The organism is Sphingomonas astaxanthinifaciens DSM 22298, from assembly GCF_000711715.1.
In the GTDB taxonomy this organism is placed as follows: Bacteria; Pseudomonadota; Alphaproteobacteria; order Sphingomonadales; family Sphingomonadaceae; genus Sphingomicrobium; species Sphingomicrobium astaxanthinifaciens_A.
On record NZ_JONN01000002.1, the window covers coordinates 327,383 to 351,370 of the forward strand.

General features: G+C 67.3%; 20 protein-coding genes. 15 read left to right on the forward strand and 5 right to left on the reverse strand.

The window, feature by feature from the left end:
- The first annotated feature begins 24 nt into the window (after window positions 1-24).
- The 5 genes from BS69_RS0112655 to alaS all read left to right on the forward strand — a co-directional run bounded on the left by BS69_RS0112655 (window position 25) and on the right by alaS (window position 6,077).
- Window positions 25-657 carry an N-acetylmuramoyl-L-alanine amidase gene (locus BS69_RS0112655; RefSeq protein WP_211248130.1) on the forward strand — a complete coding sequence of 211 codons (633 nt, stop codon included), beginning with the start codon at window positions 25-27 and terminating at the stop codon, window positions 655-657.
- A gap of 77 nt (window positions 658-734) precedes the next feature.
- A complete protein-coding gene (gene ettA, locus BS69_RS0112660) occupies window positions 735-2,414 on the forward strand; it encodes an energy-dependent translational throttle protein EttA (protein ID WP_029942322.1) in 1,680 nt (559 codons plus the stop codon).
- A gap of 76 nt (window positions 2,415-2,490) precedes the next feature.
- On the forward strand, window positions 2,491-2,883 hold the full coding sequence (locus tag BS69_RS0112665; protein WP_029942323.1) for an MAPEG family protein: 393 nt from the start codon (window positions 2,491-2,493) through the stop codon (window positions 2,881-2,883).
- 87 nt (window positions 2,884-2,970) lie between these two features.
- Entirely contained in the window at window positions 2,971-3,369 is a 399-nt protein-coding gene (locus tag BS69_RS0112670; RefSeq protein ID WP_037504872.1) for a BLUF domain-containing protein, read from the forward strand.
- Window positions 3,370-3,419: 50 nt separating this feature from the next.
- Entirely contained in the window at window positions 3,420-6,077 is a 2,658-nt protein-coding gene (gene alaS, locus BS69_RS0112675; protein ID WP_029942325.1) for an alanine--tRNA ligase, read from the forward strand.
- Here the strand turns inward: alaS and BS69_RS0112680 are convergent.
- Window positions 6,074-7,807 (reverse strand): cation:proton antiporter domain-containing protein, encoded by a 1,734-nt coding sequence (locus tag BS69_RS0112680; RefSeq protein ID WP_029942326.1) that lies wholly within the window; start codon window positions 7,805-7,807, stop codon window positions 6,074-6,076. The genes alaS and BS69_RS0112680 overlap by 4 nt on opposite strands.
- A gap of 80 nt (window positions 7,808-7,887) precedes the next feature.
- Here BS69_RS0112680 and BS69_RS0112685 point away from each other — a divergent pair, with 80 nt between their 5' ends.
- Window positions 7,888-8,097: a hypervirulence associated TUDOR domain-containing protein gene (locus tag BS69_RS0112685; RefSeq protein ID WP_029942327.1), complete on the forward strand. Its 210-nt coding sequence runs from the start codon at window positions 7,888-7,890 to the stop codon at window positions 8,095-8,097.
- A gap of 603 nt (window positions 8,098-8,700) precedes the next feature.
- Here BS69_RS0112685 and BS69_RS13850 read toward each other — a convergent pair.
- Window positions 8,701-10,989: an EAL domain-containing protein gene (locus BS69_RS13850; RefSeq protein ID WP_051676822.1), complete on the reverse strand. Its 2,289-nt coding sequence runs from the start codon at window positions 10,987-10,989 to the stop codon at window positions 8,701-8,703.
- 146 nt (window positions 10,990-11,135) lie between these two features.
- Here BS69_RS13850 and BS69_RS0112695 point away from each other — a divergent pair, with 146 nt between their 5' ends.
- From BS69_RS0112695 to BS69_RS0112705, 3 genes are all read left to right on the forward strand, one after another.
- Entirely contained in the window at window positions 11,136-11,417 is a 282-nt protein-coding gene (locus BS69_RS0112695; protein WP_029942329.1) for an NAD(P) transhydrogenase subunit alpha part 2, read from the forward strand.
- Complete coding sequence (locus BS69_RS0112700; protein WP_084184658.1) at window positions 11,417-12,961, forward strand: NAD(P)(+) transhydrogenase (Re/Si-specific) subunit beta; 1,545 nt, start codon at window positions 11,417-11,419, stop codon at window positions 12,959-12,961. The genes BS69_RS0112695 and BS69_RS0112700 overlap by 1 nt, the downstream gene beginning before the upstream one ends.
- Before the next feature lie 171 nt (window positions 12,962-13,132).
- Window positions 13,133-13,852 (forward strand): aspartate/glutamate racemase family protein, encoded by a 720-nt coding sequence (locus BS69_RS0112705; protein WP_029942331.1) that lies wholly within the window; start codon window positions 13,133-13,135, stop codon window positions 13,850-13,852.
- On the opposite strand, the gene BS69_RS0112710 is transcribed toward BS69_RS0112705, so the two are convergent.
- Together BS69_RS0112710 and BS69_RS0112715 are read right to left on the reverse strand one after the other, a co-directional pair.
- On the reverse strand, window positions 13,853-14,953 hold the full coding sequence (locus tag BS69_RS0112710) for a phosphatase PAP2 family protein (RefSeq protein WP_084184660.1): 1,101 nt from the start codon (window positions 14,951-14,953) through the stop codon (window positions 13,853-13,855).
- A gap of 72 nt (window positions 14,954-15,025) precedes the next feature.
- The gene (locus tag BS69_RS0112715) at window positions 15,026-15,481 is read right to left on the reverse strand and encodes a GreA/GreB family elongation factor (RefSeq protein ID WP_029942333.1); all 456 of its coding nucleotides are present in this window, start codon (window positions 15,479-15,481) and stop codon (window positions 15,026-15,028) included.
- 266 nt (window positions 15,482-15,747) lie between these two features.
- Here BS69_RS0112715 and BS69_RS0112725 point away from each other — a divergent pair, with 266 nt between their 5' ends.
- The 6 genes from BS69_RS0112725 (at window position 15,748) to BS69_RS0112750 (ending at window position 23,386) form a co-directional block, all read left to right on the forward strand.
- On the forward strand, window positions 15,748-18,792 hold the full coding sequence (locus BS69_RS0112725) for a TonB-dependent receptor plug domain-containing protein (RefSeq protein WP_029942334.1): 3,045 nt from the start codon (window positions 15,748-15,750) through the stop codon (window positions 18,790-18,792).
- A 103-nt stretch (window positions 18,793-18,895) separates the two neighbouring features.
- The gene (gene uvrC, locus BS69_RS0112730) at window positions 18,896-20,842 is read left to right on the forward strand and encodes an excinuclease ABC subunit UvrC (RefSeq protein WP_029942335.1); all 1,947 of its coding nucleotides are present in this window, start codon (window positions 18,896-18,898) and stop codon (window positions 20,840-20,842) included.
- A gap of 2 nt (window positions 20,843-20,844) precedes the next feature.
- Window positions 20,845-21,456 carry a DNA repair protein RecO gene (gene recO, locus BS69_RS0112735; RefSeq protein ID WP_029942336.1) on the forward strand — a complete coding sequence of 204 codons (612 nt, stop codon included), beginning with the start codon at window positions 20,845-20,847 and terminating at the stop codon, window positions 21,454-21,456.
- A 4-nt stretch (window positions 21,457-21,460) separates the two neighbouring features.
- The gene (gene apaG / locus BS69_RS0112740) at window positions 21,461-21,865 is read left to right on the forward strand and encodes a Co2+/Mg2+ efflux protein ApaG (RefSeq protein WP_029942337.1); all 405 of its coding nucleotides are present in this window, start codon (window positions 21,461-21,463) and stop codon (window positions 21,863-21,865) included.
- Window positions 21,866-21,928: 63 nt separating this feature from the next.
- Entirely contained in the window at window positions 21,929-22,918 is a 990-nt protein-coding gene (locus tag BS69_RS0112745; protein WP_037504874.1) for a sensor domain-containing diguanylate cyclase, read from the forward strand.
- 36 nt (window positions 22,919-22,954) lie between these two features.
- A complete protein-coding gene (locus BS69_RS0112750; protein ID WP_029942339.1) occupies window positions 22,955-23,386 on the forward strand; it encodes a DUF488 domain-containing protein in 432 nt (143 codons plus the stop codon).
- 88 nt (window positions 23,387-23,474) lie between these two features.
- Here the strand turns inward: BS69_RS0112750 and BS69_RS0112755 are convergent, their stop codons facing one another.
- Entirely contained in the window at window positions 23,475-23,945 is a 471-nt protein-coding gene (locus tag BS69_RS0112755; protein WP_029942340.1) for a host attachment family protein, read from the reverse strand.
- Window positions 23,946-23,988: the final 43 nt, after the last annotated feature.

Genomic DNA, 23,988 nt, shown 5'->3' on the forward strand with positions numbered 1-23,988 from the left:
GACGAGCGCGCGCTGCCGGTCAGCATGATCGTGCTCCATTATACCGGCATGCCCACGGCCGAGGGGGCGCTCGACCGGCTCTGCTCGCCCGAGGCCAAGGTCTCGGCCCATTATTGCGTCGACGAGGACGGCACCATCTACTCCCTTGTCGAGGAGGAGCGCCGCGCCTGGCACGCGGGGAAGAGCTTCTGGCGCGGGATCCGCGACGTCAACAGCGCCAGCATCGGGATCGAGATCGTCAATCCCGGCCACGAATTCGGCTATCGCCCCTTTCCCGACGAGCAGATCGCCGCGCTGATTCCCTTGGTCGCGCGGATCAAGGACCGCCACGGCATCGGCCGCGGCAATGTCGTCGCTCATTCGGACATCGCGCCGACCCGCAAGGAGGATCCGGGCGAGCTGTTCCCATGGGAGGCGCTCGCCAAGCGCCGCCTCGCGCTGCCGAGCCCGACCCGCAACCTCATCGACCCTTATTGGTCCGACGCCGCCTTCCTGCTCGCGCTCGAGCGCTTCGGCTATGACGTCACCGACAGCTGGAAGGCCGTGATCGCCTTCCAGCGCCGCTTCCGGCCAGAGCGGATCGACGGGATCATCGATGGCGAATGCCGGGCGAAGCTCCTCGCCCTGCTGCTGCCGCGGCCGCAGGGCGAGCCCTGACGCTAGGCAAAGGCGCCTCGAGCGACTATCTGGCGCGCAACCCCATTCAGACCGTCTAGCTAAGGATCCGCGACCCCATGGCCGCTCAATATGCCTTCGTGATGAAGAATCTCACGAAGACCTTCCCCGGCGCGAACAAGCCGACCCTCAACAACATCAACCTGCAATTCTACCAGGGCGCCAAGATCGGCATCGTCGGCCCCAACGGCGCGGGCAAGTCGACGCTGATCAAGATCATGGCCGGGCTCGACAAGGAGTTCACCGGCGAGGCCTGGCCGGGCGAGAACATCACCGTCGGCTACCTGCCGCAGGAGCCCGAGCTCGACCCCAGCAAGACCGTCCTCGAGAACGTCAAGGACGGCGCGCGCGACGTCGCCGACATGGTCGATCGCTTCAACGCCATTTCGGCCGAAATGGGCGATCCCAAGGACGACACCGACTTCGACGCGCTGATGGAGGAAATGGGCGAGCTCCAGGGCAAGATCGATGCGGTCGACGGCTGGACGCTCGACAACCAGCTCGAGATCGCGATGGAAGCGCTGCGCTGCCCGCCCTCGGACTGGTCGGTCCAGGACCTGTCGGGCGGTGAGAAGCGCCGCGTCGCGCTGACCCGCCTGCTCATCCAGAAGCCCTCGATCCTGCTCCTCGACGAGCCGACCAACCACCTCGACGCCGAGAGCGTCCAGTGGCTGGAAACGCACCTCAAGGAATATGCTGGCGCGGTGCTGATGATCACCCACGACCGCTATTTCCTCGACAATGTCGTTGAGTGGATCCTCGAGCTCGATCGCGGGTCTTATTATCCGTACGAAGGAAACTACTCCACCTACTTGGAAAAGAAGGCGAAGCGCCTCGAGCAGGAGAGCCGCGAGGAGAGTGGCAAGCAGAAGGCGCTGGCCCGCGAGCTCGAGTGGATCCGGCAGACCCCGGCGGCCCGCCAGAGCAAGTCCAAGGCGCGTATCCGCAAGTTCGAGCAGCTCCAGGACGCGCAGGACGACCGGCGGATCGGCAAGGCGCAGATCGTCATCCAGGTGCCCGAGCGCCTCGGCGGCAAGGTCATCGAGGTGGAGAACATCTCCAAGGCCTATGGCGACAAGATCCTGTTCGAGAACCTGAGCTTCACCCTGCCGCCGGGCGGGATCGTCGGCGTCATCGGCCCCAACGGCGCGGGCAAGTCGACCCTGTTCAAGATCCTCACCGGCAAGGAAGAGCCCGACACCGGCACGGTCAGCCTCGGCGAGACCGTGCGCCTCGGCTATGTCGACCAAAGCCGCGACCATCTCGATCCCAAGAAGAACGTCTGGGAGGAGATTTCGGACGGGCTCGACTACATGAAGGTCAACGGCCAGGACACGAGCACGCGGGCCTATGTCGGGGCGTTCAACTTCAAGGGCCCCGACCAGCAGAAGAACGTCGGCAAGCTCTCGGGCGGTGAACGCAATCGCGTCCACATGGCCAAGATGCTCAAGCAGGGTGGCAACGTCCTCCTGCTCGACGAGCCGACCAACGACCTCGACGTCGAAACCCTGGGCGCGCTCGAGGAAGCGATCGAGAATTTCGCCGGCTGCGCCGTGGTCATCAGCCACGACCGCTTCTTCCTCGACCGCCTCGCGACCCACATCCTCGCCTTCGAGGGCAACAGCCACGTCGAATGGTTCGAGGGCAATTTCGAGGCCTATGAGGAAGACAAGCGTCGCCGCCTCGGCCCCGAGGCCGACCGCCCGACCCGCACCAGCTACAAGAAGCTGGCGCGGTAACGCAGAGCAGGCCCGGCCTTGAGCCGCGGCCGGCCCTCGGCCATGCTGGAGCCCTCACTTCTGGAGGGGGCTCCACATGACCGCTTATCCGCTTACCATCGCCACCTTGCTGCTGGCGCTCGCCATCTACATCTGGGCGATGCTCAAGGTCGGCCGGGCGCGGGCGACCTACAAGGTGCAGGCGCCGGCGGTGACCGGGCACGAGGCGTTCGAGCGGGTCTTCCGCGCCCAGCAGAACACGGTCGAGCAGATGGTGCCCTTCATCCCCCTGCTGGCGCTTGCCGCGGCCTTCTGGGGCGACAAATGGGGTGCGCTCTACGGGCTGGTCTGGTGTGCCGGGCGGGTCCTCTACATCACCACTTACGCCGTCGATGCGCAGAAGCGGGCGCTGGGATTCCTGCTGACCGCGCTTCCGACGATGCTCGTGATCCTCGGTCTCGCGGGGACCCTTGTCCTCCGCGCAGCCTAACCTGGATTAAGGGCTTTACTCTTCGTTAACTCTTGTAAGGTTACGGAACAATTTGGGTAGGGCGTTTCCGCGTTTCTGGAGGCACCGTTGGAACAATTAGTTTATGTCAGCACGTCGCGGGTCATGCCTGACTCCGCGACGATCGAGGCCATTCTCTCGGCGTCGCGTCGCAACAATGCGCGCGATGGGCTGACGGGCCTGCTCGTCACCGGCGGGCGGCGTTTCCTGCAGGTGCTGGAAGGGCCGAGCGAGCAGCTCGCGGCGGCCTATACCCGGATCCGCGCCGACGAGCGCCACTTCGCGCTGGTGCAGCTCAGCCGCCGCCCGATCGTGGCGCGCAGCTTCGCCGACTGGAGCATGGGCTTCGAACAGGGCTATGCCACCAGTCTCGCCAGCGTGGTCGAGCAGCTCACCGAGCGCGTCGCCGACCCCGACCTCAAGGCGCAATTCCGCTCCTTCGCCGAGATGCACAGCCAGCCGGCCTGAACCAAGGCTCCGCTTCCGCACCGCAGCAGGGCCGTGTAAGGAGCGCGGCCATGACCTCGACCAACGACATTCGCCGCTCCTTCCTCGACTATTTCGAAGCCGCCGGGCACAGCCGGCAGGCGTCTGCGCCGCTGGTGCCGCAGAACGATCCCACGCTGATGTTCGTGAACGCCGGCATGGTCCCGTTCAAGAACGTCTTCACCGGGCTCGAGACGCGGCCGTACAGCACCGCCACCTCGTCGCAGAAGTGCGTCCGCGCGGGCGGCAAGCATAACGACCTCGACAATGTCGGCTACACGGCGCGCCACCACACCTTCTTCGAAATGCTCGGCAATTTCTCGTTCGGCGACTATTTCAAGGAACGCGCGATCGAGCTCGCCTGGGGCCTGCTGACCCGCGAGTGGGGGCTGCCGAAGGACAAGCTGACGGTCACCGTCTACCACACCGACGACGAGGCGTTCGGGCTGTGGCAGCGGATCGCCGGGCTTCCCGACGAACGCATCATCCGCATCGCCACCAAGGACAATTTCTGGGCGATGGGGCCCGACGGTCCCTCGGGCCCGTGCAGCGAGATCTTCTACGATCACGGCGATCACATCCCCGGAGGTCCTCCGGGCAGCCCCGACGAGGACGGCGATCGCTTCGTCGAGATCTGGAACCTCGTCTTCATGCAGCATCTGCAGGAAAATGACGTCATCGTTTCCGACCTGCCGCGGCCGTCGATCGACACCGGCATGGGCCTCGAGCGGATCGCCGCGGTCATGCAGGGCGTCCACGACAATTACGACACTGATACCTTCAAGGCGCTGATTGCGGCGTCCGAAGCGCTGACCAGGACCGCCGCGAAAGGCGAGCAAAAGGCCTCGCACCGGGTCATTGCCGATCACCTCCGCGCGACCAGCTTCCTCATCGCCGACGGCGTGCTCCCGGCCAACGAGGGCCGCGGCTATGTCCTGCGCCGGATCATGCGCCGCGCGATGCGCCACGCGCACCTTCTCGGCGCGTCCGAGCCGCTGATGCACCGGCTGGTTCCCGCGCTGACCGCCGAAATGGGCGCCGCTTACCCCGAGCTGATCCGGGCGCAGCCGCTGATCGAGGCGACGCTGCGCCAGGAAGAGACCCGCTTCCGCCAGACGCTCTCGAACGGACTCAAGCTGCTCGACGAGGCGACGGCAGGGATGGGCGAGGGGGGCACTCTTCCGGGCGAGACCGCCTTCAAGCTCTACGACACCTATGGCTTCCCCTACGACCTGACCGAGGATGCGCTGCGCGCCCAGGGGCTCGAGGTCGACCGCGCCGGCTTCGACGCCGCCATGGCCGAGCAGAAGGCCCGCGCCCGCGCCGCCTGGAAGGGCTCGGGCCAGGCCGCCTCGGACGAGATCTGGTTCGATCTCGCCGAGGAGCATGGCGCGACCGAATTCACCGGTTATGCCGGCCATGACGGCGAAGGCGTGGTCCTCGCCATCGTCCGCGACGGCCAGCGTGTCGATGCGCTCGGCGCGGGCGAGGAGGGGCAGCTGCTCCTCAACCAGACCCCCTTCTACGCCGAGAGTGGCGGGCAGGTCGGTGACGCCGGAAAGCTCAGCACCGTGAAGGGCTTCGCGGGCGATGTTTCCGACACCTCGAAGCAATTGGGCAAGCTCCACGTCCTCAGCGTCAAGGCGACGGCGGGCAGCCTCGCGGTCGGCGACACGGTCCAGCAGCAGGTCGACGAGGAGCGCCGCCGCAGGGTCCGCGCCAACCACAGCGCGACGCACCTCCTCCATGCCGCGCTGCGCCGCCGGCTTGGCAGCCACGTCACTCAGAAGGGCAGCCTCGTCGCGCCCGACCGGCTGCGCTTCGACTTCGCCCACAATGCCGCGCTGTCGCCCGACGACATCGCCGCGATCGAGGCCGAGGTGAACTTCCACATCCGCCGTAACGACCCGGTCTCGACCCGGCTGATGACCCCCGACGAGGCGATCGCCGAGGGCGCGATGGCCTTGTTCGGCGAGAAATATGGCGACGAGGTCCGCGTCCTCTCGATGGGCCGCGGCGACGGCGACTCAACCTACAGCGTCGAACTGTGCGGCGGGACCCACGTCGCTGCGCTCGGCGACATCGCCCTGTTCAAGATCGTCTCCGAGAGCGCGGTGTCCTCGGGCGTGCGCCGGATCGAGGCGCTGACCGGCGAGGCCGCGCGCCAGTGGCTGATCGAGCGCGACAATCGCCTTCGCGCCATCGCGGCCAGCCTCAAGGCCGCGCCCGACGAGGCTCCGGCGCGCGTCGCCGCGCTGGTCGAGCAGACCCGCCGCCTCGAGCGCGAACTCGCCGATGCAAGGCGCCAGCTCGCGCTTGGCGGGGGCGGGGCGCAGGCTGCGGCGGGTCCGGAAGAGGTCGGCGGACTGAAGTTCCTCGGCCGCGTGGTCGAGGGGCTCGATCCCAAGGTCCTCCGCTCCGAGCTCGACTCGATGAAGGGGCAATTGGGCTCGGGCGTCGCCGCGCTGATCGCGGTCAACGACGGCCGCGCCTCGGTCGCCGCCGGGATCACCGCCGACCTCGTCGGCCAGTTGAGCGCCGTCGACCTCGTCAAGGCGGCGGTGGCGACGCTGGGCGGACAGGGCGGCGGCGGCCGTCCCGACATGGCGCAGGGCGGCGGTCCCGAAGGTGCGAAGGCACCGCAAGCGCTCGAGGCGATCAAGGCCGAGCTGGCGAAGGTCTCGGCCTAGCGCCGTCGCCCGAGCATCGGCTCCTCGACCAGCTCGCCCGCTTCGCGGATCTGGGCGCGGAGCTGGCTTCGCTTCTCGTGGATCGAGGCGATGACCGGGCCCATCGCCACCCCGATGTCGACCAGCAGCGCCTCGCTCATTTGCAACGAGCCCTCCATCGTCTCGGGCACGGCGTCGGTCGCGCCGGCCTTGTAGAGCTGCGCGGCATGGGCGCCGTCGCGGGCCCGGGCGATGATCGAGATGGCGGGGCAGGCGGCGCGGATGTCGCGCGTCAGCCGCACGGTCAGCACCGGATCGTCCATCGTCAGCACCACCGCGGCGGCCTGCGAGAGGCCGAACCGCTCGACCACGTCACCGCGCGCGACGTCGCCGAACAGGACGTTCCGCTGCTCCTCGCGCGCGGCCGCGACGCAATCGATGTCGCCATCGACCGCGAGATAGGGCCGGCGATGCTCGACCAGCATGTCGGCGACGATCCGCCCGACCCGCCCGAAGCCGAAGATGATCGTCATGTTGGTGGCGACTGAGGCGCCGCTGCTCAGCGCCTGCGGATCGAACCGCCGCGCCACTCGCCGTCCCGCCGCGGCGAGCAACGGGGTGAGGGTGAGCCCGATCGCGGTCACCAGCGTCCAGAAGGCGGCCGCCCCGGCGCCGATCACTCCGGCGGCGAGCGCGCTTGCCAGCACGATCAAGGTGAGCTCGGACGGGCTTGCCATGAGGAGGCCAGTCTCGAGCGCGGTCCCGGTCCGGCTCCGCCGCCAGCGCAGCAACGCGAACACTACCAGCGCCTTGCACAGCAGCACCGCCAGCGTCGCCGCGAGGAGCGCGGGCCAGTTCGCCGCCAGCGCGAGGAGGTCGAGCCGCATCCCGACCGTGATGAGGAAGATGCCGAGCGCAAGGCCGCGCAAGGGGGCGGTGATGACCTCGACCTCGGCGTGATAGTCGGTCTCGGCGATCAGCAGCCCGGCGATGAGCGCGCCCGCGACCGCGCCCAGGCCGACCGCGCCGGTGGCGACGCTCGCGAGCATCAGCACGAGCAGCGAGATGGCGAGGAACAGCTCCGGGCTCTTGGTCCGCGCGGCCTGCGCGAACAGCCGGGGGAGGAGGAAGCGGCCGACCAGCAGCAGCCCCGCGATCATCGTCGCGCCGCCCGCCGCCACGCCCAGCAGCGCCCCGGTCCCGCTCTTGGCGTCGAGCAGGAGGAGAATGGGGACGAGGCTCAGGTCCTGTAGCAGCAGAATGGCGAGCGCGGTCTGACCGGTGGTACTGCTCGTTCCCGCGAGCGGCATGACGATCGCGGTCGAGCTCATCGCCAGCGCGATCCCGAGCACCAGCGCCGACACCGGCGACAATCCGCCGAGGCTCGCCAGCCCCGCGCCGAGCAGCAGCCCGGTCGCCAGCATCTGCGCGCCGCCCAGCCCGAACACCTGCCGCCGCATCCCCCACAGGCGGCGGAAGCTGAGTTCGAGCCCGATTCCGAACAGCAGCATCAGGATGCCGATTTCGGCGAAGGGCTCGATCCGGCTGCGGTCGTCGATGGTGAAGGGGTCGAGCCAGGGATGCGCCTGCGCCAGGAGCCCGAGGCCCGCTGGCCCGATGGCCGCGCCGACGAGGATGAAGCCGATCACCGGCGAGATGCGGATCCGTGCGAAGGCGGGGATCACCACCCCGGCGGCACCGAGGATCACCAGCGCGTCGCTCAGTCCCTGTCCGCCCAGTTCGCCCGCCATAGGCCCTTGTGCCGTAGGCGGGGTGAGGAGCCAAGAGCGGCGGCCGCCCGTTTTCCCGTCACACCGACAGGAGAAAGAAGATGGCGACGAAGAGCTTCAAGGCCGGCGACAAGGTCAGCTGGTCGAGCCACGGCGGGACCGCCCATGGTCATGTCGTGAAAAAGGTCACCAAGCCGATGGACATCAAGGGCCACCATGTCGCGGCGTCCAAGGACAATCCGGAATATCTGGTGAAGACCGAGGAAGGGAAGGAAGCCGCGCACAAGGCGGGATCGCTCCGGAAGGGCTAGACCACCACGGACCGTGTGCCGGGAACGACCGGCAGGATAGGGCCGGTTCGCCGATGGGCGAGCGGCCCTATTTTCGTGCGCGGTCCCGATTCGAACGCGCCGGTTCGGGCCTGTTCTCAACCGATTCGCCAGCTTTCCGCGCTGCTCGCAGCCCGGCGGCCAGACAGATAATGGAGGCTAGCGGAAGGCGCATGGGGGCAGGACGGACACCGCTGTTCCGCAGTTGCCCGCGACTCATTCCACCCGCAGTCGGGCTAGCGCTAAAGCCTTGCCCCACAAAGAAAATGCGCGCCGCGGCAGAGGCCACGACGCGCATGTTTCAAACTCTTTATCGGTCGGCCGAAGCCGATCGGCTGCTTAGCCGCGGCCACCCGCGGTGGCGGCGCCCGAACCGACGAGCCAGTTCCAAAGACTCCACATGACACTTGCTCCCTGTTCCACGGCATGACGCCGTTCCAGGAGTCACTATTAACCTTAATCGATACGGTTAGCAAATGAGTAAGCATATTCATTAGGCATATTTCTGCGCAGGACAGAAGAACGCGCTCCGGACTTGCGGCAGTTTAAGAAACGGTGATGGTGGAAGGGGCTGGCCCCCGGGGATCAGGCGACCCGGCGGGCCGAGCGGACCTGAAGGCGCTGGATCAGCTCGCGAACGCCCATCGGGCGGCCGATCGCGAAGCCCTGGGCGAGGTCGCAGCCCATGCGGGTCAGTTCGTCGAGGCACTGCTTGTCCTCGACCCCCTCGGCGACCACAGTGCGGCCGAGCGAATGGGCGAGCGCGATGGTCGACTGGACCATGATCAGGTCCGACCGGTTGACCCGCATCGATTTGACGAAGCTCTGGTCGATCTTGATCTCGTTGGCGGGGATCTTCTTCAGGTAATCGAGGGTCGACAGGCCCGTGCCATAATCGTCGATCGCGACCCGGATCCCGAGGCGGCGGAGTTCGTCGAGCGTCGCCAGCCCGCTTTCGGCATCCTGGAGCGTCGCGGTTTCGGTCAGCTCGAGCGTCAGCTTGTCGGGCGCAAGGCCGTGGGTGTCGAGCATCGCCCGGATCCGGCTCAGCAATTCGCGGTCGGACAGCAGGCGGGCCGACAGGTTGACCGCGACCTGGAACGACACTCCGCGCTTGTTGATCGCGGCGGCCGAGCCGATCGCGCGGTCGAGGACGAAATCGGTGAGCTTGGCGATGCGGCCGTTGTTCTCGGCGGCGGCGACGAATTCCGCCGGGCTGATCGGACCCTTGTGCGGGTGGGTCCAGCGGGCGAGCGCCTCAGCGCCGACGATCCGGCCGCGCTGGATGTCATATTGCGGCTGATAGGCCAGCCACACCTCGCCCTGGTCGATCGCCTGGTCGAGCTCGCCGAGCAGCGACACGCGCCAGTTCACTTCCTCCTGACGCGCCGGGTCGTGGAGCTTCCAGCGAAGGCCCTCGATCCAGGCCTCGTCGGCAGCAAGGACGGCGCTGCCGATCCGGTTGCCGAGCGAGCGGGTCGAGCCGAGTTCGGCGCCGAAGCTCAGCGCGATGTCGATCTGGCGCCCTGCGACCTGCACCGGCGAGCGGAACAGCGAATGCAGCGCCTCCAGGTGATTGCCGATCGGAGCGGTGGTCGGGACCGTCCAGGCAAAGGTGCCGTCGTCGCCCTGATAGATGGTGTCCTGGTGTCCGGTCGACAGCCGCGCGACGATCTGGCGATAGGCTTCCTTCTGCTCGGCCTCGGGAAGTGCGCTGCTGATCTCGGCGTGATTGTGGATCTTGGCCAGCACAAGCGGCTGGTCGATCAGGCGATTGCTTCGCAGCGTGGCGAAGGTTGGCAGGCCGGTCAGCTCATTGACCTGGCTGCGCTCCTTCCAGCGCATCAGCGCCAGCCGCCAACCGACGATCAGCAGCATGGCCAGCGCGGGCACGATGTCGATCGAAACATAGGCCTGTTCCAGGAACAGGGGGGCAAACAGAAGCACTGCGACGCCCCCAGCGAGGCTAAATAAGGACCAGCGGTCGCGGCGCGACGTTGCAAACCAGGCGAGCAACGCTGCCAGGACGATGGCCGGAAGACCTCCCAAAGCCCTCGGGGTGCCGCGCAGCAGTGTTTCGGCGCCCAGCACATGGACATAGGCTCCGGCGGCCCTGCCATAGCCAGGAAGCCAGAACTGATCGCCCAGTTGGTCGGCGTTGAGGCCGATGATCAGGTCCTTGCCCTCGACGGCGCTGCGCGCAGTTCTTCCGCTCAGCAGATCGGCTGCGCTCACATAGGGGACCGAAGCGGGCTGAATCGAATAGTCGATCCAGAAGGAGCGCGTGTCGTTCTTTGCTCGATGCGCGAGGCTGCCGGCGAAGGTCGACATCCGCTGACCTTCCACCTCTACGCTGACATGGTTCGAACGCACTGCGTTGTAATAATCGTATAAGGTAGTGGCACTCGCGGTGGAGGCATGATCGGCAAAGATCGGTAGCGGGCGCGTTAGCTGCGTTTTGAGCGCCTTGTCAGAACCGACCGCCTGCCGATCGGCCAGGACGACCCGGCCTGACCGTCCAATCGCCGAGGAAAGTGCGCGATCCTCATCGGGACGCGAAGGGCTATCGTAGATGAGATCGAGGTGAATGCTCTTCGCGCCGGCGGCCGTCGCGCGGTCAATGAGTTTGGCCTGCGTCGAGCGCGGCCAAGGCCAGCTACCGATCTTTTGCAGGCTCTTGTCGTCGATTCCGACGAAGACGATCTTGCCGCTTGCCTTGCTCGGGTGGCTGGCATTGCGCGCGGTACGCAGCGCATCCTCGAGCGGTTGGCCGACCTGCAGGCCCCAGAACACCAGGGCAGCCACCAGCGACCACAGAAGCAGCCGGTGCGGCCTCCGTCGTTCGTCGCCCTGCTTGTCGGTTCCCGAGCGCATGCAGAGTTCATTGCCCGACAAAGGTTAGGAAATTGGAAACCGATCGGGGGTGAACGGCAAGAAGGTCCGTTGCGGACCCGCCCGCTTTGCCGCTAGCCCTTGCCCGGCCGCCATGCCATGCAGGGCGTCACAACAGGGGAGGGCGCGTGGACTTCATTTCCATCCTGTCGATCTTCGTCATGGCCTGCTTCGTCGGCTATTACGTGGTCTGGTCGGTGACCCCGGCGCTGCATACGCCGCTGATGGCGGTAACCAACGCCATCTCCAGCGTGATCATCGTCGGCGCGCTGATCGCCGCCGCGGCGGCCGGAAGCGCCTCCTCCAAGTGGCTCGGCCTCCTCGCCGTGGTGCTCGCCAGCATCAACATCTTCGGCGGCTTCGCGGTGACCAGCCGGATGCTCGCCATGTACAAGAAGAAGGACAAGTGATGGCGGGGGTGCACACCGACTATATCCTCGCCGCGACCTTCCCCGCGGCACCCACCGTCGAAGCCCATGCTCAGCCCGCCTGGGTGCTGCTCGCCTATCTCGTCGCCGGCGTCTGCTTCATCCTCGCGCTTCGCGGCCTGTCGAGCCCCGCCACCAGCCAACGCGGCAACCGCCTCGGCATGATCGGCATGGGAATCGCGGTGGTGACGACCTTGCTCGTCGCTTTCGGGGTCGGCAATTTTTTCGGCGGGCCCGCGGACGAGACGCGCTATCTCGTGCTCGACCAGATAGCGCTACTCGAAATCCTCGCCGCCATCGCCATCGGCGCCGTGATCGGCATCGTCACCGCGCGCCGCATCAAGATGACCGACATGCCGCAGCTGGTCGCGGCCTTCCACAGCCTGGTCGGCCTCGCTGCGGTGCTGGTCGGCGCTGCCGCCTTCCTCAATCCCGAAGCGTTCGGCATCGCCGCAATCATTTCGCCCATCGCTTCCGCGCCGGTGGTCAACATCCTGCCGGTGAGCCGCCTCGAAATGGGCCTCGGCGTCGCGATCGGCGCGATCACCTTCTCGGGGAGCGTGATCGCGTTCCTCAAGCTCAATGGAAACATGAGCGGGGCGCCGATCCTGCTGCCCGGCCGCCATTTCCTCAACCTCGGCACGCTCGCCGCCATCCTGATCCTGATCGGCTATTTCACGCAGGACCAGTCGCCCTGGATCTTCTGGACCGTGATGGCACTGTCCTTCGCCATCGGCTTCCTGCTGATCATCCCGATCGGCGGCGCCGACATGCCGGTCGTGGTCTCGATGCTGAACAGCTATTCGGGATGGGCCGCGGCGGCGATGGGCTTCACGCTCCACAATAGCGCGATGATCATCACCGGCGCGCTGGTCGGAAGTTCGGGCGCGATCCTCAGCTACATCATGTGCCGGGCGATGAACCGCTCCTTCCTCAGCGTCATCGCCGGCGGCTTCGGCGCGGTCGCGGGCGGCCCCGCGGGCGAAGTCATCGACCGGCCGTACAAGCGCGGCTCGGCCGAGGACGCCGCCTTCCTCATGAAACAGGCCGACCAGGTCATCATCGTTCCCGGCTACGGCATGGCGGTGGCGCAGGCCCAGCACGTGCTGCGCGAGATGGCCGACATGCTCAAGAAGGAGGGGGTGAAGGTCAAATACGCGATCCACCCCGTCGCCGGCCGCATGCCCGGGCACATGAACGTCCTGCTTGCGGAAGCGAACGTGCCCTATGACGAGGTGTTCGAGCTCGAGGACATCAACAGCGAGTTCGCGCAGACCGACGTCGCCTTCGTGATCGGCGCCAACGACGTCACCAACCCCGCGGCCAAGACCGACAAGAGCTCGCCCATCTACGGCATGCCCGTGCTCGACGTCGAAAAGGCGCGCACCGTGCTCTTCATCAAGCGCTCGATGGGCGGGGCGGGCTATGCCGGCGTCGACAACGAACTCTTCTACCGCGACAACACGATGATGCTCCTCGCCGACGCCAAGAAGATGGTCGAGGAGATCGTCAAGGCGCTGGGGTAGATACGCTCCCGCAACGCCCTGTCGCCGCTTCGCAACAGCTCGCCTTTGCCGCGTTAATCGCGCCAACATTTGACGTTCATGCGCTTGTCCGAAATCCCGCCTTGAGCGACAACGCTCCCGTTAACTATTTGGCGCCGCACCGGAACGCGGCGGGGCAGGGGACGGACAGAAGTGCGCAAGCTCGGAATGGTCGGTGGGGCGAGCTGGAATTCGACCGCGCTCTATTACGAGCATATCAACAAGGGCGTCGCGCGGCGCCTCGGCGGGCTGCACAGCGCGCGCCTGCTGATCGAGAGCCTCGACTGCGAGGACGATTATGCCGCCTTTCACCGCAAGGGCGATTGGGCCGGGGGCGAAGCGGTCATTCTCGACACCGTGACGCGGCTGGTTGGCGCGGGGGCCGAGGGGCTGATCCTCACCTCCAACACCATGCACAAGCATTATGACGCGGTCGCGGCCGCGGTCGCCGTCCCCGTCCTCCACATCGGCGATGCCGCGGCCGAGCGGGTCGCCGCCGACGCTCGCGGCTCGGTCGCGGTGCTCGGCACCCGCACGACCATGACCGAGCCCCATGTCCGCTCGGCCTTCGAGAAGCGCGGGATCCGCCTCGCCCCGATCGAGGACGCCTGGATCACCGAGGTCGACCGGATCATCTACGAGGAACTCGCCGCCGGCCGCGTGGTCCGCGAGAGCCAGCGCAAGCTCAAGACCCTCATCACCGAGCTCGGCAAGAAGAGGGTCGAGGCGGTGGTGCTCGCCTGCACCGAGCTGGTGCTCGCGGTCGACACCCGCGCCAACGTGCTGCCGGTCTACGACACCACCGAGATCCACGCGGCCATTGCGGTCGAGTGGCTCCTCGGCGAGCCCGAACAGGCCCGCGCCGCCGCCTGATCAGGCGGGCTGCACGGCAGTCTCGCGCCGGATGGGCGCGGGGAGGGGGCGCCAGACCCTGAGGGCCCAGGACGACGCGATCCAGATCGTCCCCATCATCGCCCAGGCGACCAGCCCGTCGGCGATGTAATGCCAGCCGAGGTGGACCGAGCCGATCAGGATGAGCAGCGCGAAGGACCAGGCCGCGATCCGCACCAGCGGGCGCGCGCGCCAGGCGGTCAGGACATAGAGAAAGCTCACCGCATTGTGCATCGAGGGCATCGCCGAAATGCCCATGGCGAAACCATATTCGCGCTGTTCGTGCGCGATCCACAATTGCTTCTGCCACTCGAGCGCCTGGAGGTGATACCCCGCCGCGTCGATCGCGTGGAGCCGCGCCATCAGCCCGTCATAGGCCGGCGCCGAGGCGGTCCCGATCAGCCGCGCGTAACAGGGGCCGGCGGAGGAGAAGAAGAAGGCGCTGACTACCCCGATGAGCACGAAGCCCAAGGTCAGGCTGAGGAAGAAGCGCGCGCGCAGCGCCGCCGGCGCGAAGAGGGCATAGAGCAGCACCGCCGCGAACAGCATCGGCACCCAGGCGGTGTAGATCCGGTCGAGCACGAGGGTCGCTTCGGGCGAGGAGAAGAGGCCGTGGGTCACCTCCCAGCCGCGGCGGCCGAAGAAGATGTAGCGCGCAAAACCCGCGAAGGTGTCGTCCCACTCGAAGGGACGGTAGATCGGAAGCAATTGCTTGAGCGCTCCGAAGGCGCCGAGCAGCAGGGGCATCAGCAGCACGGGGCCGACCGTCGCCGCCAGCTCCTCGCGGCTGTGGAAGCGGGCGCGGGCCATGGTCGCGATCGCCGCGATCGGCCGGGCTTCGCGGCGCAGCGCGACCGAGGCGGCGACCCCGATCGCCAGCGCCACCAGGATCAGCGGCGCCAGCCGGTATACGGCCGCGACATATTCCCAATAGACCGACAGCACCGGGATGCCGACGCGATTGCCCATGATGATCGCCGCGATCGAGGTGCCGACCGTCAGGCTCATGATGAGCGCAAGCCATTCCAGCCCGGCGGCGATGCTCGTCCGCTGGCTGGTGGCATCCATGGAGGCGGAGCGCATCAACACGCATGAAAAATAGCGGAAAACCGCTAAAGCAATGGTTAACGCCCTGACCGGTTCGGTGCGGGGACTTCAGGCGACCTCGATCCGCTCGATCGTGACCGGCCCGCCGGGGCCCTCGACCTCGTCCCCCTCGACCGCGCCGAGCATCGCGCGGACCAGCGGCGCGGTGAAGCCGACGCGGCCCGTGGCGGGCTCGCTCTCGTCATGACCGACGATGGTGATGACCTGCTCCTTGCCGTCGCGGAGGAAGGTGACGCGGGTGCCGACCGCCACGTCCTCGCCGTCGGGGGTGGGCGCGAGCTGGGCGCTTGCCGCGCGACTGCGCCAGTAGCGCGCTTCGCGAAGCAGCTTCTTGCGCGCTTCCTCGGTCAGCTCCTCGGCCAGTTGCGCTTCGATCTCGGCGGCTTTGGCCTCGATCAGGGCCAGACCCCGGGGCGTGACCAGATTGGGTCCCGGCGGGATCGGCAGCTCGAAGGTCGGTTCGAGATGCTCGTCATCCGATTCGCGACGAAAGGCGACACTCATGGCAGGACGACGTTGGTCATTTCAAAGATCATAGGTTCGACGAACCGCGGGGGAAAGCGAAGGTTGCGCCCGGCCTGTGCCGCCACCCGTGGCGGAAATTCGCCGATCGCCGTCCACATTGTCACCAAAGTGCAACATCGGGGTCTTTCGACCAAGGGACGCTTTACCCGGCAAGCCTCCCTGCCCACAAACAGGTTGTTGCCCGGGGGCATTAATTCACATTGTAGTCTCGGTCCTGTCCCCCCGGTGCAGATAGGGGAAGCAGTTTGTCTCAACGTCTTATTATCGCGCGGTTGCTGACGGGCACCGCGGCTTTTGCAGCGCTTGCAACGCCCGCCTTCGCGCAGGACAGCCAGGCCACCACGCCGGCGCAGGAGCCTGCCGCCACCACCGCGCCGGCCCCGGAAGTCGATGCGCCGACCACCGCCGAGGACGACAGCGCCAACGATATCGTTGTCACCGGCTCGCTGTTTCGCCGCGAGAATGCGCAGACCGCGCTTCCGGTGACGGTCATCACCAGCGACTCGCTCGTCAAGGCGGGCATCACCAACACCGCTGACGCGGTCCGCCAGGCGGCCGCCGACGGCGCCGGCTCGATCGGCGTCGGCTTCACCAGCGGCTTCTCGGCCGGCGGTTCGGCCGTGTCGCTGCGCAACCTCGGTGTCTCTTCGACCCTGTTGCTGGTCAACGGCCTGCGCTCGGCCAATTATCCGCTGAGCGACGACGGCCACAACAGCTATGCCGACCTGACCAGCATCCCGCAGGTCAATGTCGAGCGGATCGAAGTCCTCAAGGACGGTGCCTCGTCGCTCTACGGCGCGGACGCGATCGGCGGCGTGGTCAACATCATCACCCGCAAGCAGTTCCGCGGCATCGAGGGCGGCGCGGAAGGCGGCCTCAGCCAGAAGGGCGACGGCGAGAAGTATCGCGTCAAGCTGCTCGGGGGCATCGGCGACTACGGCAATCGCGGCTGGAACCTCTACGTCGGCGGCGAATATGAGAAGAACGGCAAGATCACCGCAAATTCGCGCGGCTTCCCGTTCAACACCCTCGACCTGCGCGCGATCGGCGGCCGCGACAACAATCGCGCCGACGACACGCTGACCACGCCGACCCCCAATGCGGTGGTCACCCGGGTCACCCAGACCGATCTCAACAACCCGCTCGCGGGCTCGGTCGCCAATGCGACCTCGCCGGCGATCTTCACCTCGCTGACCCCGCTCGACCAGTGCCGCTTCGGGACCTTCTCGGAGAATACCTCGTCGCGTGTCGGCACGGCCTGCGCCCACGACCTCACCCGTGAATATGTCGAGATCCTGCCGCCGCAGGAGCGCTATGCCGGCGTCGCCCGCTTCAGCGTCCGTCTCGGCGATTCGATCGAGGGCTATGTCGAGGGCAGCTACTCGCACAACCGGGTCGACATCACGCTTCCCCCGCGCGGCATCCGCCAGACGCAGGCCTTCGGTGGTTCACCGACGACCTCGACGTCCAACCCGGGCATCGTGCTTCCGGTCTACATCTGCTCGTCGGGCGTAAACTGCGCCACGGCGGCCGACCGCCAGCTCAACCCGAACAACCCTTATGCGGCGGCTTATGCCAACGACCCCGCCAATGGCGCGGCGCGCATCTACTATCTGTTCGGCGACGTGAAGGCGGGCTCGGTCCGCAAGAACGAGCTGTATCGCCTGACCAGCGGGCTTCGCGGCACCATCGCCCAGAACTGGGACTGGCGCGTCGACGTCGGCTATTCGCGCGACAACCTCGACCTCAAACAGACCGGCTTCGCCAATCTCAACGGGCTGGTGAAGGCGATCAACACGGGGTCGTACAACTTCGTGAACCCCGAGCTGAACTCGCAGGCGGTTCGCGACTCGGTGCTGCCGGCGATCACCTCGCTGTCGGATTCGACCGAGTTCACGGTCGACGGCTCGGTCCGTCATTCCTTGTTCGAGCTTCCGGGCGGTCCGCTCCAGGTCGCGGTCGGCGGCCAGTATCGCAAGGAGAAGCTCAACAACCGCAGCGCCAATCCGAACCTCGACGTGCCCGGCCTCTCGACCGCGCAGGCGTTCGGTAACCGCGACGTCTGGGCCGGCTATTTCGAGATCAGCGCACCGGTGCTCGACACGCTCGAGCTGACCGCCTCGGGTCGTTACGACGATTATTCGGAAGGCTTCAGCCACTTCTCGCCCAAGGCCAGCTTCAAGTTCCAGCCGATCCGGCAGATCGCGCTCCGCGGCTCCTATTCGGAAGGCTTCCGGGCACCGACCTTCGCCGAGAACGATCCGCGCAGCTCCTTCTCGGGCTTCGTCGGCTACAATCCGGGGACGGCCTCGCCGGCGTTCAAGGCGGCGCACATCAACAATGCCGGCTATTACGCCAATTACTCGGTCGGCCGCGGTTACGTCGGCAATCCGAATATCGAGCCGGAAACCGCCAAGAGCATCACCCTCGGCGGCGTGTTCGAACCGACCCGCTGGCTGCAGTTCACGGCCGACTATTTCCACGTGAAGAAGTCGAACCTGATCGTGACCGGCCCGCTCGCGGGCAAGGCGATCGACGCTTACTATTCGGTCGCGGGCCAGACCTTCGCCTCGGCGGCGGACGCCGCGGCGGCAGGTTGCGCCCTGGTTGCCGCAGTGGGTGCGGGCTATTCGTGCAACGTCATCGACGCGGCCGATCCTTTCGCGCTCAACGCCCTTCCGCGCCTGCTGGTGCTGAACGCGCCCTACGTGAACGCCAACTACGACATCGTCGAAGGCCTGCAGTTCACCGCGGCGGCCAATGTCCCGATCACCGACGCGATCAAGCTGCGCAGCCGCCTCGATGTCCAGGAAACGATCAAATATGATCGCCACCTCGACAATGGCGACGTCCAGCGCTTCACCGGCACCGTCGGCCCGGCCGACCTGTCGTCGGGCGGTGGCACGCCCAAGTGGCGCGGCAACTGGCAGAACACCCTCGATGTCGGTCGCTTCTCGCTCACCGCGACGACCTATTTCGTCGGTGCGATGAAGGGGGTTGCCACCGACCAGGGCAATCTCGACACGAGCTGCGCGGCGACGATCTACAAGGACGCGAATGGCGGCAACAGCTTCTGCCGCATCAAGTCCTTCGTCTATGCGGATCTCAACGCGACGCTCGACGTGACCAAGGACTTCAGCTTCTTCGTCTTCGTCGGCAACGTCACCAACACGCGTGCGCCGCTCTATGCGAACACGCTCTACACGACCCAGCCCAACTATCTGGCGTCGTGGCACATCCCGGGTCTGGTGGGTCGCACCTACCGCTCGGGCTTCAACTTCCGCTTCTAAGCGGTCGCAGCGAAGCAAAGGGAGGGCGGTGCCAGCCGGCGCCGCCCTTTTTTGCGTGTGGGGCCCGCTTCCGTGCCGGGCTCCTTGCCCCTACATCGCCTCCATGAACCGAACCCCGGCCGACCGACCGGAACATCCGCGCGCGAGCGAGCGCTTCAACGAGGAGGCCGCGACCACCACCGTCCAGGGGGGCGGGGAGGCGCCCGACCTCGAGAAGGGCGTGGCCGCGATCCGCAACGTGGTGCGCACCCTGCCGGTCCGCCCCGGCGTCTACCGGATGCTCGATGCGCGCGGCGACGTTCTCTATGTCGGCAAGGCACGCGCGCTCAAGAATCGCGTGACCAACTACACGCAGGTCGCGCGGCTCTCGAAACGGCTGCAGCGGATGGTCGCGCAGACCCGCTCGATGACCGTGGTCACCACCCGCACCGAGGCCGAGGCGTTGCTGCTGGAAGCGCAGCTCATCAAGCGCTTCCGCCCGCCCTACAACGTGCTGCTGCGCGACGACAAAAGCTTCCCCTTCATCCTGCTGCGCGAGGACCATGCCTTTCCCCGCGTCCAGAAGCATCGCGGCGCGCGCCGGGCCAAGGGACAATATTTCGGGCCCTTCGCCAGCGCGGGCTCGGTCACCCGGACCCTGAACGCGCTCCAGAAGCTGTTCCTGCTCCGCTCGTGCAGCGACAGCTTCTTCGCCAATCGCTCGCGTCCCTGCCTGCTTTACCAGATCCGCCGCTGCTCGGGGCCGTGCGTGGGCCGGATCGACGAAGCCGCCTATGCTGAACTGGTCGAGGATGCGCAGAACTTCCTCGCGGGCAAGTCGACCGGGGTCCAGGCGCGCCTCTCGAAGCAAATGGCCGAGGCGGCCGAGCGCATGGACTTCGAGCTCGCCGCCATCTTCCGCGACCGGCTGCGGGCGCTGACCTACATCCAGGGTTCGCAGACCGTCCACGCCGAAGGCTTGGGCGATGCCGACATCTTCGCGCTCGCCGCCAAGGGCGGATCGATGTGCATCCAGGCCTTCTTCATCCGAGGCGGCCAGAACTGGGGGCACCGCGCCTTCTTCCCCAGCCACACCGCCGACGTCCCGGAAGAGGAAGTGCTGTCGAGCTTCCTCATCCAGTTCTACGAGGACATGCCGCCGCCAAAGCGCATCCTCGTCGACCGCGAGGTGGCCGAGGCCGAGCTCCTCGCCGAGGCGCTAAGCGAGAAGGCGGGCCGCAAGGTGCTGATCGAGCGGCCCCAGCGCGGCGACCGCAAGAAGCTGGTCGACCAGGCCAGCCGCAATGCGATCGAGGCGCTCGACCGCCGCCATGCCGAGAGCACCACGCAGACGAAGTTGCTGCGCGAGCTCGCCGACGCCTTCGAACTTCCCGAGCCTCCCAAGCGCATCGAGGTCTATGACAACAGCCACATCATGGGCACCGCCGCGACCGGCGCGATGATCGTCGCCGGGCCCGAGGGCTTCCGCAAGAACAGCTATCGCAAGTTCAACATCAAGAAGGCGGCCACCGACGACGATTTCGCGATGATGAAGGAGGTCCTCGAACGGCGCTTCCAGCGGCTCGAGAAGGACGATCCCGACCGCTCCAGCGGCGAATGGCCCGACCTCATCCTGATCGACGGCGGGCGCGGGCAACTCAATGCCGTGCTCGAGATCATGGAGGATGCCGGGGTCAATGACGTGCCGGTGGTCGGCGTCGCCAAGGGCCCCCACCACGGCCGCGAGGGGCGCGAGGTGTTCCACCTGCCCAACGGCCGCGAACTGACCTTCCCGGTCAATGCGCCCTTGCTCTTCTACCTCCAGCGCCTGCGCGACGAGGCGCATCGCTTCGCCATCGGCACCCACCGGGCCAAGCGGGCCAAGAGCCTGACCACCTCGACCCTCGACGAGGTCCCCGGCATCGGCCCGACCCGCAAGCGCGCCTTGCTGATGCACTTCGGCACCGCCCGCGCGGTCAAGGGGGCGGCGCTCGAGGATCTTGAGCGCGCGCCGGGGATCAGCAAGGCCACCGCCCGGCAGGTCTACGATTATTTCCACCCGGGCGGGTAGGGGTGCGCCAGACCACCCCCGCCATCGTGCTGTCGCTTCGCCTCCATGGCGAGACGGGCGCGGTGGCGCGGTTCCTGACACCCGAACTCGGCCTCGTCGCCGCTTACGTCCGCGGCGCGCGCGGGCGGCGGATGCGACCGGTGCTGGTCGCGGGCAATGCGGTCGAGGCGCGCCTGTCGGCGCGGACCGACGCGCAATTGCCCCAAGCCGAGGTCGAGCTCACCCACAGCCGCGCGCCGCTGATGACCGAGCCCTTGCCCGCCGCGGGGATCCTGTGGGCGACCACCGTCACCGCCGAGGTCCTGCCCGAGCGCCAGCCCTACCCATCGCTCTACCAGGGGCTGGACGGCCTGCTCGACGCCATCGCCGCGGCCCCGGCGGCCCGCGGCTGGGGGCCGGCCTTGCTCGCCTACGAGCTTCTGCTCCTTGCCGAGCTCGGCTTCGGGCTCGAGCCCGCGCTGGTCGAACGGGCGGCGGGGGACTGGCTCGCCGGGCTCGACCTCACCGGGCGGCGGGTGCGCCGCGACCTCCTCCAGCGTCCCGGTGAACCGGCGTGGGACGCGCGTGAACGGCTCACCGCCCGCTTGCGCCGCGCCCACGGGCTGGTAGCGTGACTCCATGACCCCCGGCATGCTCGCCACCCTCTTCCCGCACGAGGCGGTGACCGGCGACATGGTGGTCCGCGTCGCGGTCAGCTTCCTGCCCGAGCAATCGGCCCCGTCCAACGGCCGCTGGTTCTGGTCCTACCATATCCGGATCGAGAACCGCGGGACCCGAAGCGTCCAGCTGCTCGCGCGCTCCTGGACCATCACCGACGGGCGCGGCGCGATTCACGAGGTGCGCGGCGAAGGCGTGGTCGGCGAGATGCCGCTGATCGCCCCCTCGGCCAGCTACGATTATGTGTCGGGCTGCCCGCTGCCGACCCCGACCGGACGGATGCAGGGCAGCTACCGGATGGTCGACGAGGACGGCACCGGGTTCGAGATCGCCATTCCCAGTTTCCCCCTGATCGGGCCGGTCTAGGAAAGGTCCGCTCCGGACTGATTGGTAAGCCCGTCCAGAGAGGACGCGTTTACAAGCACCGGCATGAAAGAGCCGGTCACGAACGACGAAGCGGGGCGACTCCTCGCACTCCATCGCTATTGCGCGCTCGACAGCGTCAACGAGCCCAATTTCGACACCATCACGTCGCTCGTCCAGGACCTCCTCGGCGTGCCGATCTGCGCGGTATCGCTGATCGACAGCGACGAGCAGCGCTTCAAGTCGATCCAGGGCCTCGACCTCACGCATACCGCGCGCGAGGTGGCCTTCTGCGACCATACGATCCGCAGTCCCGGCCCGATGGTGGTTCCCGACGCCGAGCAGGACGAGCGCTTCGCCGACAGCCCGCTGGTGACCGGCGAGCCGCATATCCGCGCCTATGCGGGCGCCCCGCTGACGACCCCCGACGGCTACAATGTCGGTGCCCTGTGCGCGATCCACCGCCGCCGCCACGACTTCACCCCCGGGGATGTCGAGCTGCTCCAGCGCTTCGCCAAGGTGGTGGTCGACCAGATGGAGCTGAAGACCCTCGCGCACCAGGACTTCCTGACCGGCGCCCTGTCGCGCCGGGCGTTCACCGACGCCGCGGTCCGCGCGCTCAGCCAGCTTCGCCCGATGAACCGTTCGGCCACCGTCGCGGTGCTCGACGTCGACCATTTCAAGCAGATCAACGACGCGCACGGCCATCCGGTCGGCGACAAGGTGCTTCAGGCGATCGGCAATTGCATCGGGCGCGAGCTGCGCAGCTCGGACCTCTTCGGTCGGCTCGGGGGCGAGGAGTTCGGGATCCTCTTCTATGCCACCACCCGCGCCGAGGCGTGGCGCTGCGCCGAGCGGATCCGCCGCGCGGTAGAGGCGATCGACCTGCCCGACGTGCCCCGCGCCACGGTCAGCATCGGGCTTGCGCATGTCGACAGCGAACACTCGCTCGAGCAGGCGCTGGCCGAAGCCGACACCAACCTCTACCTCGCCAAGCGCGAGGGCCGGAACCGCTCGGTCGATTCGGGAAGCGGGGAGACGAGCGAGGCCGCCTGACCTTGTGGGCCCCTGGCCGCCGCCTATCTCGAAGGCATGAAACTCTTCACCATCGGCTATGAAGCGACCACGCAAGGCGATTTCCTCGCCGCCCTGAAGCGCGCCGGGGTCACTCGCGTGATCGACATTCGCGCGCTTCCGCTGTCACGGCGTCCGGGCTTCTCCAAGACCCCGCTCCGCAACGCGCTCGCGGAGGAGGGGATCGGCTACGTCCACCTGAAGGCGCTCGGCACCCCCGCCGCCGGACGCGAAGCCGCGCGCAAGGGCCGGGTCGCCGAGCTCGAGGAGATCTACGCCGGCCAGCTCGCGCTGCCCGAGGCGATGGTCCAGGCCGAGGAACTGAAGGGCCTTGTCGAGGAGAAGCCCTCGGCGCTGCTCTGCTACGAGCGCGAACCCGCCGGCTGCCACCGAAGCCTGCTCATCCGCGAAGTCCTCCCCGACGCCGATGTCGAGCACCTGTTTTCGTAACTTGAAACGTCGTCCCCGCGAAAGCCGGGACCTCGGGTGATTGACGCGAACCTCCTGAGGTCCCGGCCTTCGCCGGGACGACGAACGATCACACGTCCGCGGGTTCGGCCGCCTTGGTCTCGTTCTCGACCAGCTTCTCGATCTCGGGGATCGGCCGCCCGCTCATCTCCTTGTTGATGGTGCAGACGATGCGCTTCTCGACTTCCTTGTGAAGCGCCTTGCGGAGCACGCCGAGCGCCTTGGGCGGGGCGACGATGCAGAGGTGGTCGAAGTCGCCGCGCAGCGCGCGCAGCCGTAGCTTCTCGGCCGCTTCCTTCACCCAGGCGTCTTCCTCCTGCTGCTTGAAGTCGGTCTCTTCCATGCTCGAGCGGGCGCTTCCGACGCTGCCGTGCGAGGTGCCCGGCGCATCGGTCTTGAGGTCGCCGTCATGCGCGGCGTCGTCGCGCTCCTCATGCGCCTCGGTGCGCAGATCGATCTGGTTCGCGTCGCCCTCGTTGCGGAAGAACAGCATCTTGCGGCCGTCGACCACCAGCACCAGCGCGCGATTGGGAATGGGCATTCTTCACTCCTCCTTGTGACAGGAAGAGAACAAGCGGGGCGGG

What these genes read in the sequence shown, in the direction of transcription:
- ettA (WP_029942322.1), top strand. Translation starts at nt 735, where the DNA reads ATGGCCGCTCAATATGCCTTCGTGATGAAGAATCTCACGAAGACCTTC.
- BS69_RS0112680 (WP_029942326.1), bottom strand. Translation starts at nt 7,807, where the DNA reads ATGGCGGGCGAACTGGGCGGACAGGGACTGAGCGACGCGCTGGTGATC.
- BS69_RS0112745 (WP_037504874.1), top strand. Translation starts at nt 21,929, where the DNA reads ATGAAAGAGCCGGTCACGAACGACGAAGCGGGGCGACTCCTCGCACTC.
- BS69_RS0112700 (WP_084184658.1), top strand. Translation starts at nt 11,417, where the DNA reads ATGGCGGGGGTGCACACCGACTATATCCTCGCCGCGACCTTCCCCGCG.
- BS69_RS0112665 (WP_029942323.1), top strand. Translation starts at nt 2,491, where the DNA reads ATGACCGCTTATCCGCTTACCATCGCCACCTTGCTGCTGGCGCTCGCC.
- alaS (WP_029942325.1), top strand. Translation starts at nt 3,420, where the DNA reads ATGACCTCGACCAACGACATTCGCCGCTCCTTCCTCGACTATTTCGAA.
- BS69_RS13850 (WP_051676822.1), bottom strand. Translation starts at nt 10,989, where the DNA reads ATGCGCTCGGGAACCGACAAGCAGGGCGACGAACGACGGAGGCCGCAC.
- uvrC (WP_029942335.1), top strand. Translation starts at nt 18,896, where the DNA reads ATGAACCGAACCCCGGCCGACCGACCGGAACATCCGCGCGCGAGCGAG.
- BS69_RS0112685 (WP_029942327.1), top strand. Translation starts at nt 7,888, where the DNA reads ATGGCGACGAAGAGCTTCAAGGCCGGCGACAAGGTCAGCTGGTCGAGC.
- BS69_RS0112755 (WP_029942340.1), bottom strand. Translation starts at nt 23,945, where the DNA reads ATGCCCATTCCCAATCGCGCGCTGGTGCTGGTGGTCGACGGCCGCAAG.
- BS69_RS0112750 (WP_029942339.1), top strand. Translation starts at nt 22,955, where the DNA reads ATGAAACTCTTCACCATCGGCTATGAAGCGACCACGCAAGGCGATTTC.
- BS69_RS0112710 (WP_084184660.1), bottom strand. Translation starts at nt 14,953, where the DNA reads ATGCGCTCCGCCTCCATGGATGCCACCAGCCAGCGGACGAGCATCGCC.
- apaG (WP_029942337.1), top strand. Translation starts at nt 21,461, where the DNA reads ATGACCCCCGGCATGCTCGCCACCCTCTTCCCGCACGAGGCGGTGACC.
- BS69_RS0112655 (WP_211248130.1), top strand. Translation starts at nt 25, where the DNA reads ATGATCGTGCTCCATTATACCGGCATGCCCACGGCCGAGGGGGCGCTC.
- BS69_RS0112715 (WP_029942333.1), bottom strand. Translation starts at nt 15,481, where the DNA reads ATGAGTGTCGCCTTTCGTCGCGAATCGGATGACGAGCATCTCGAACCG.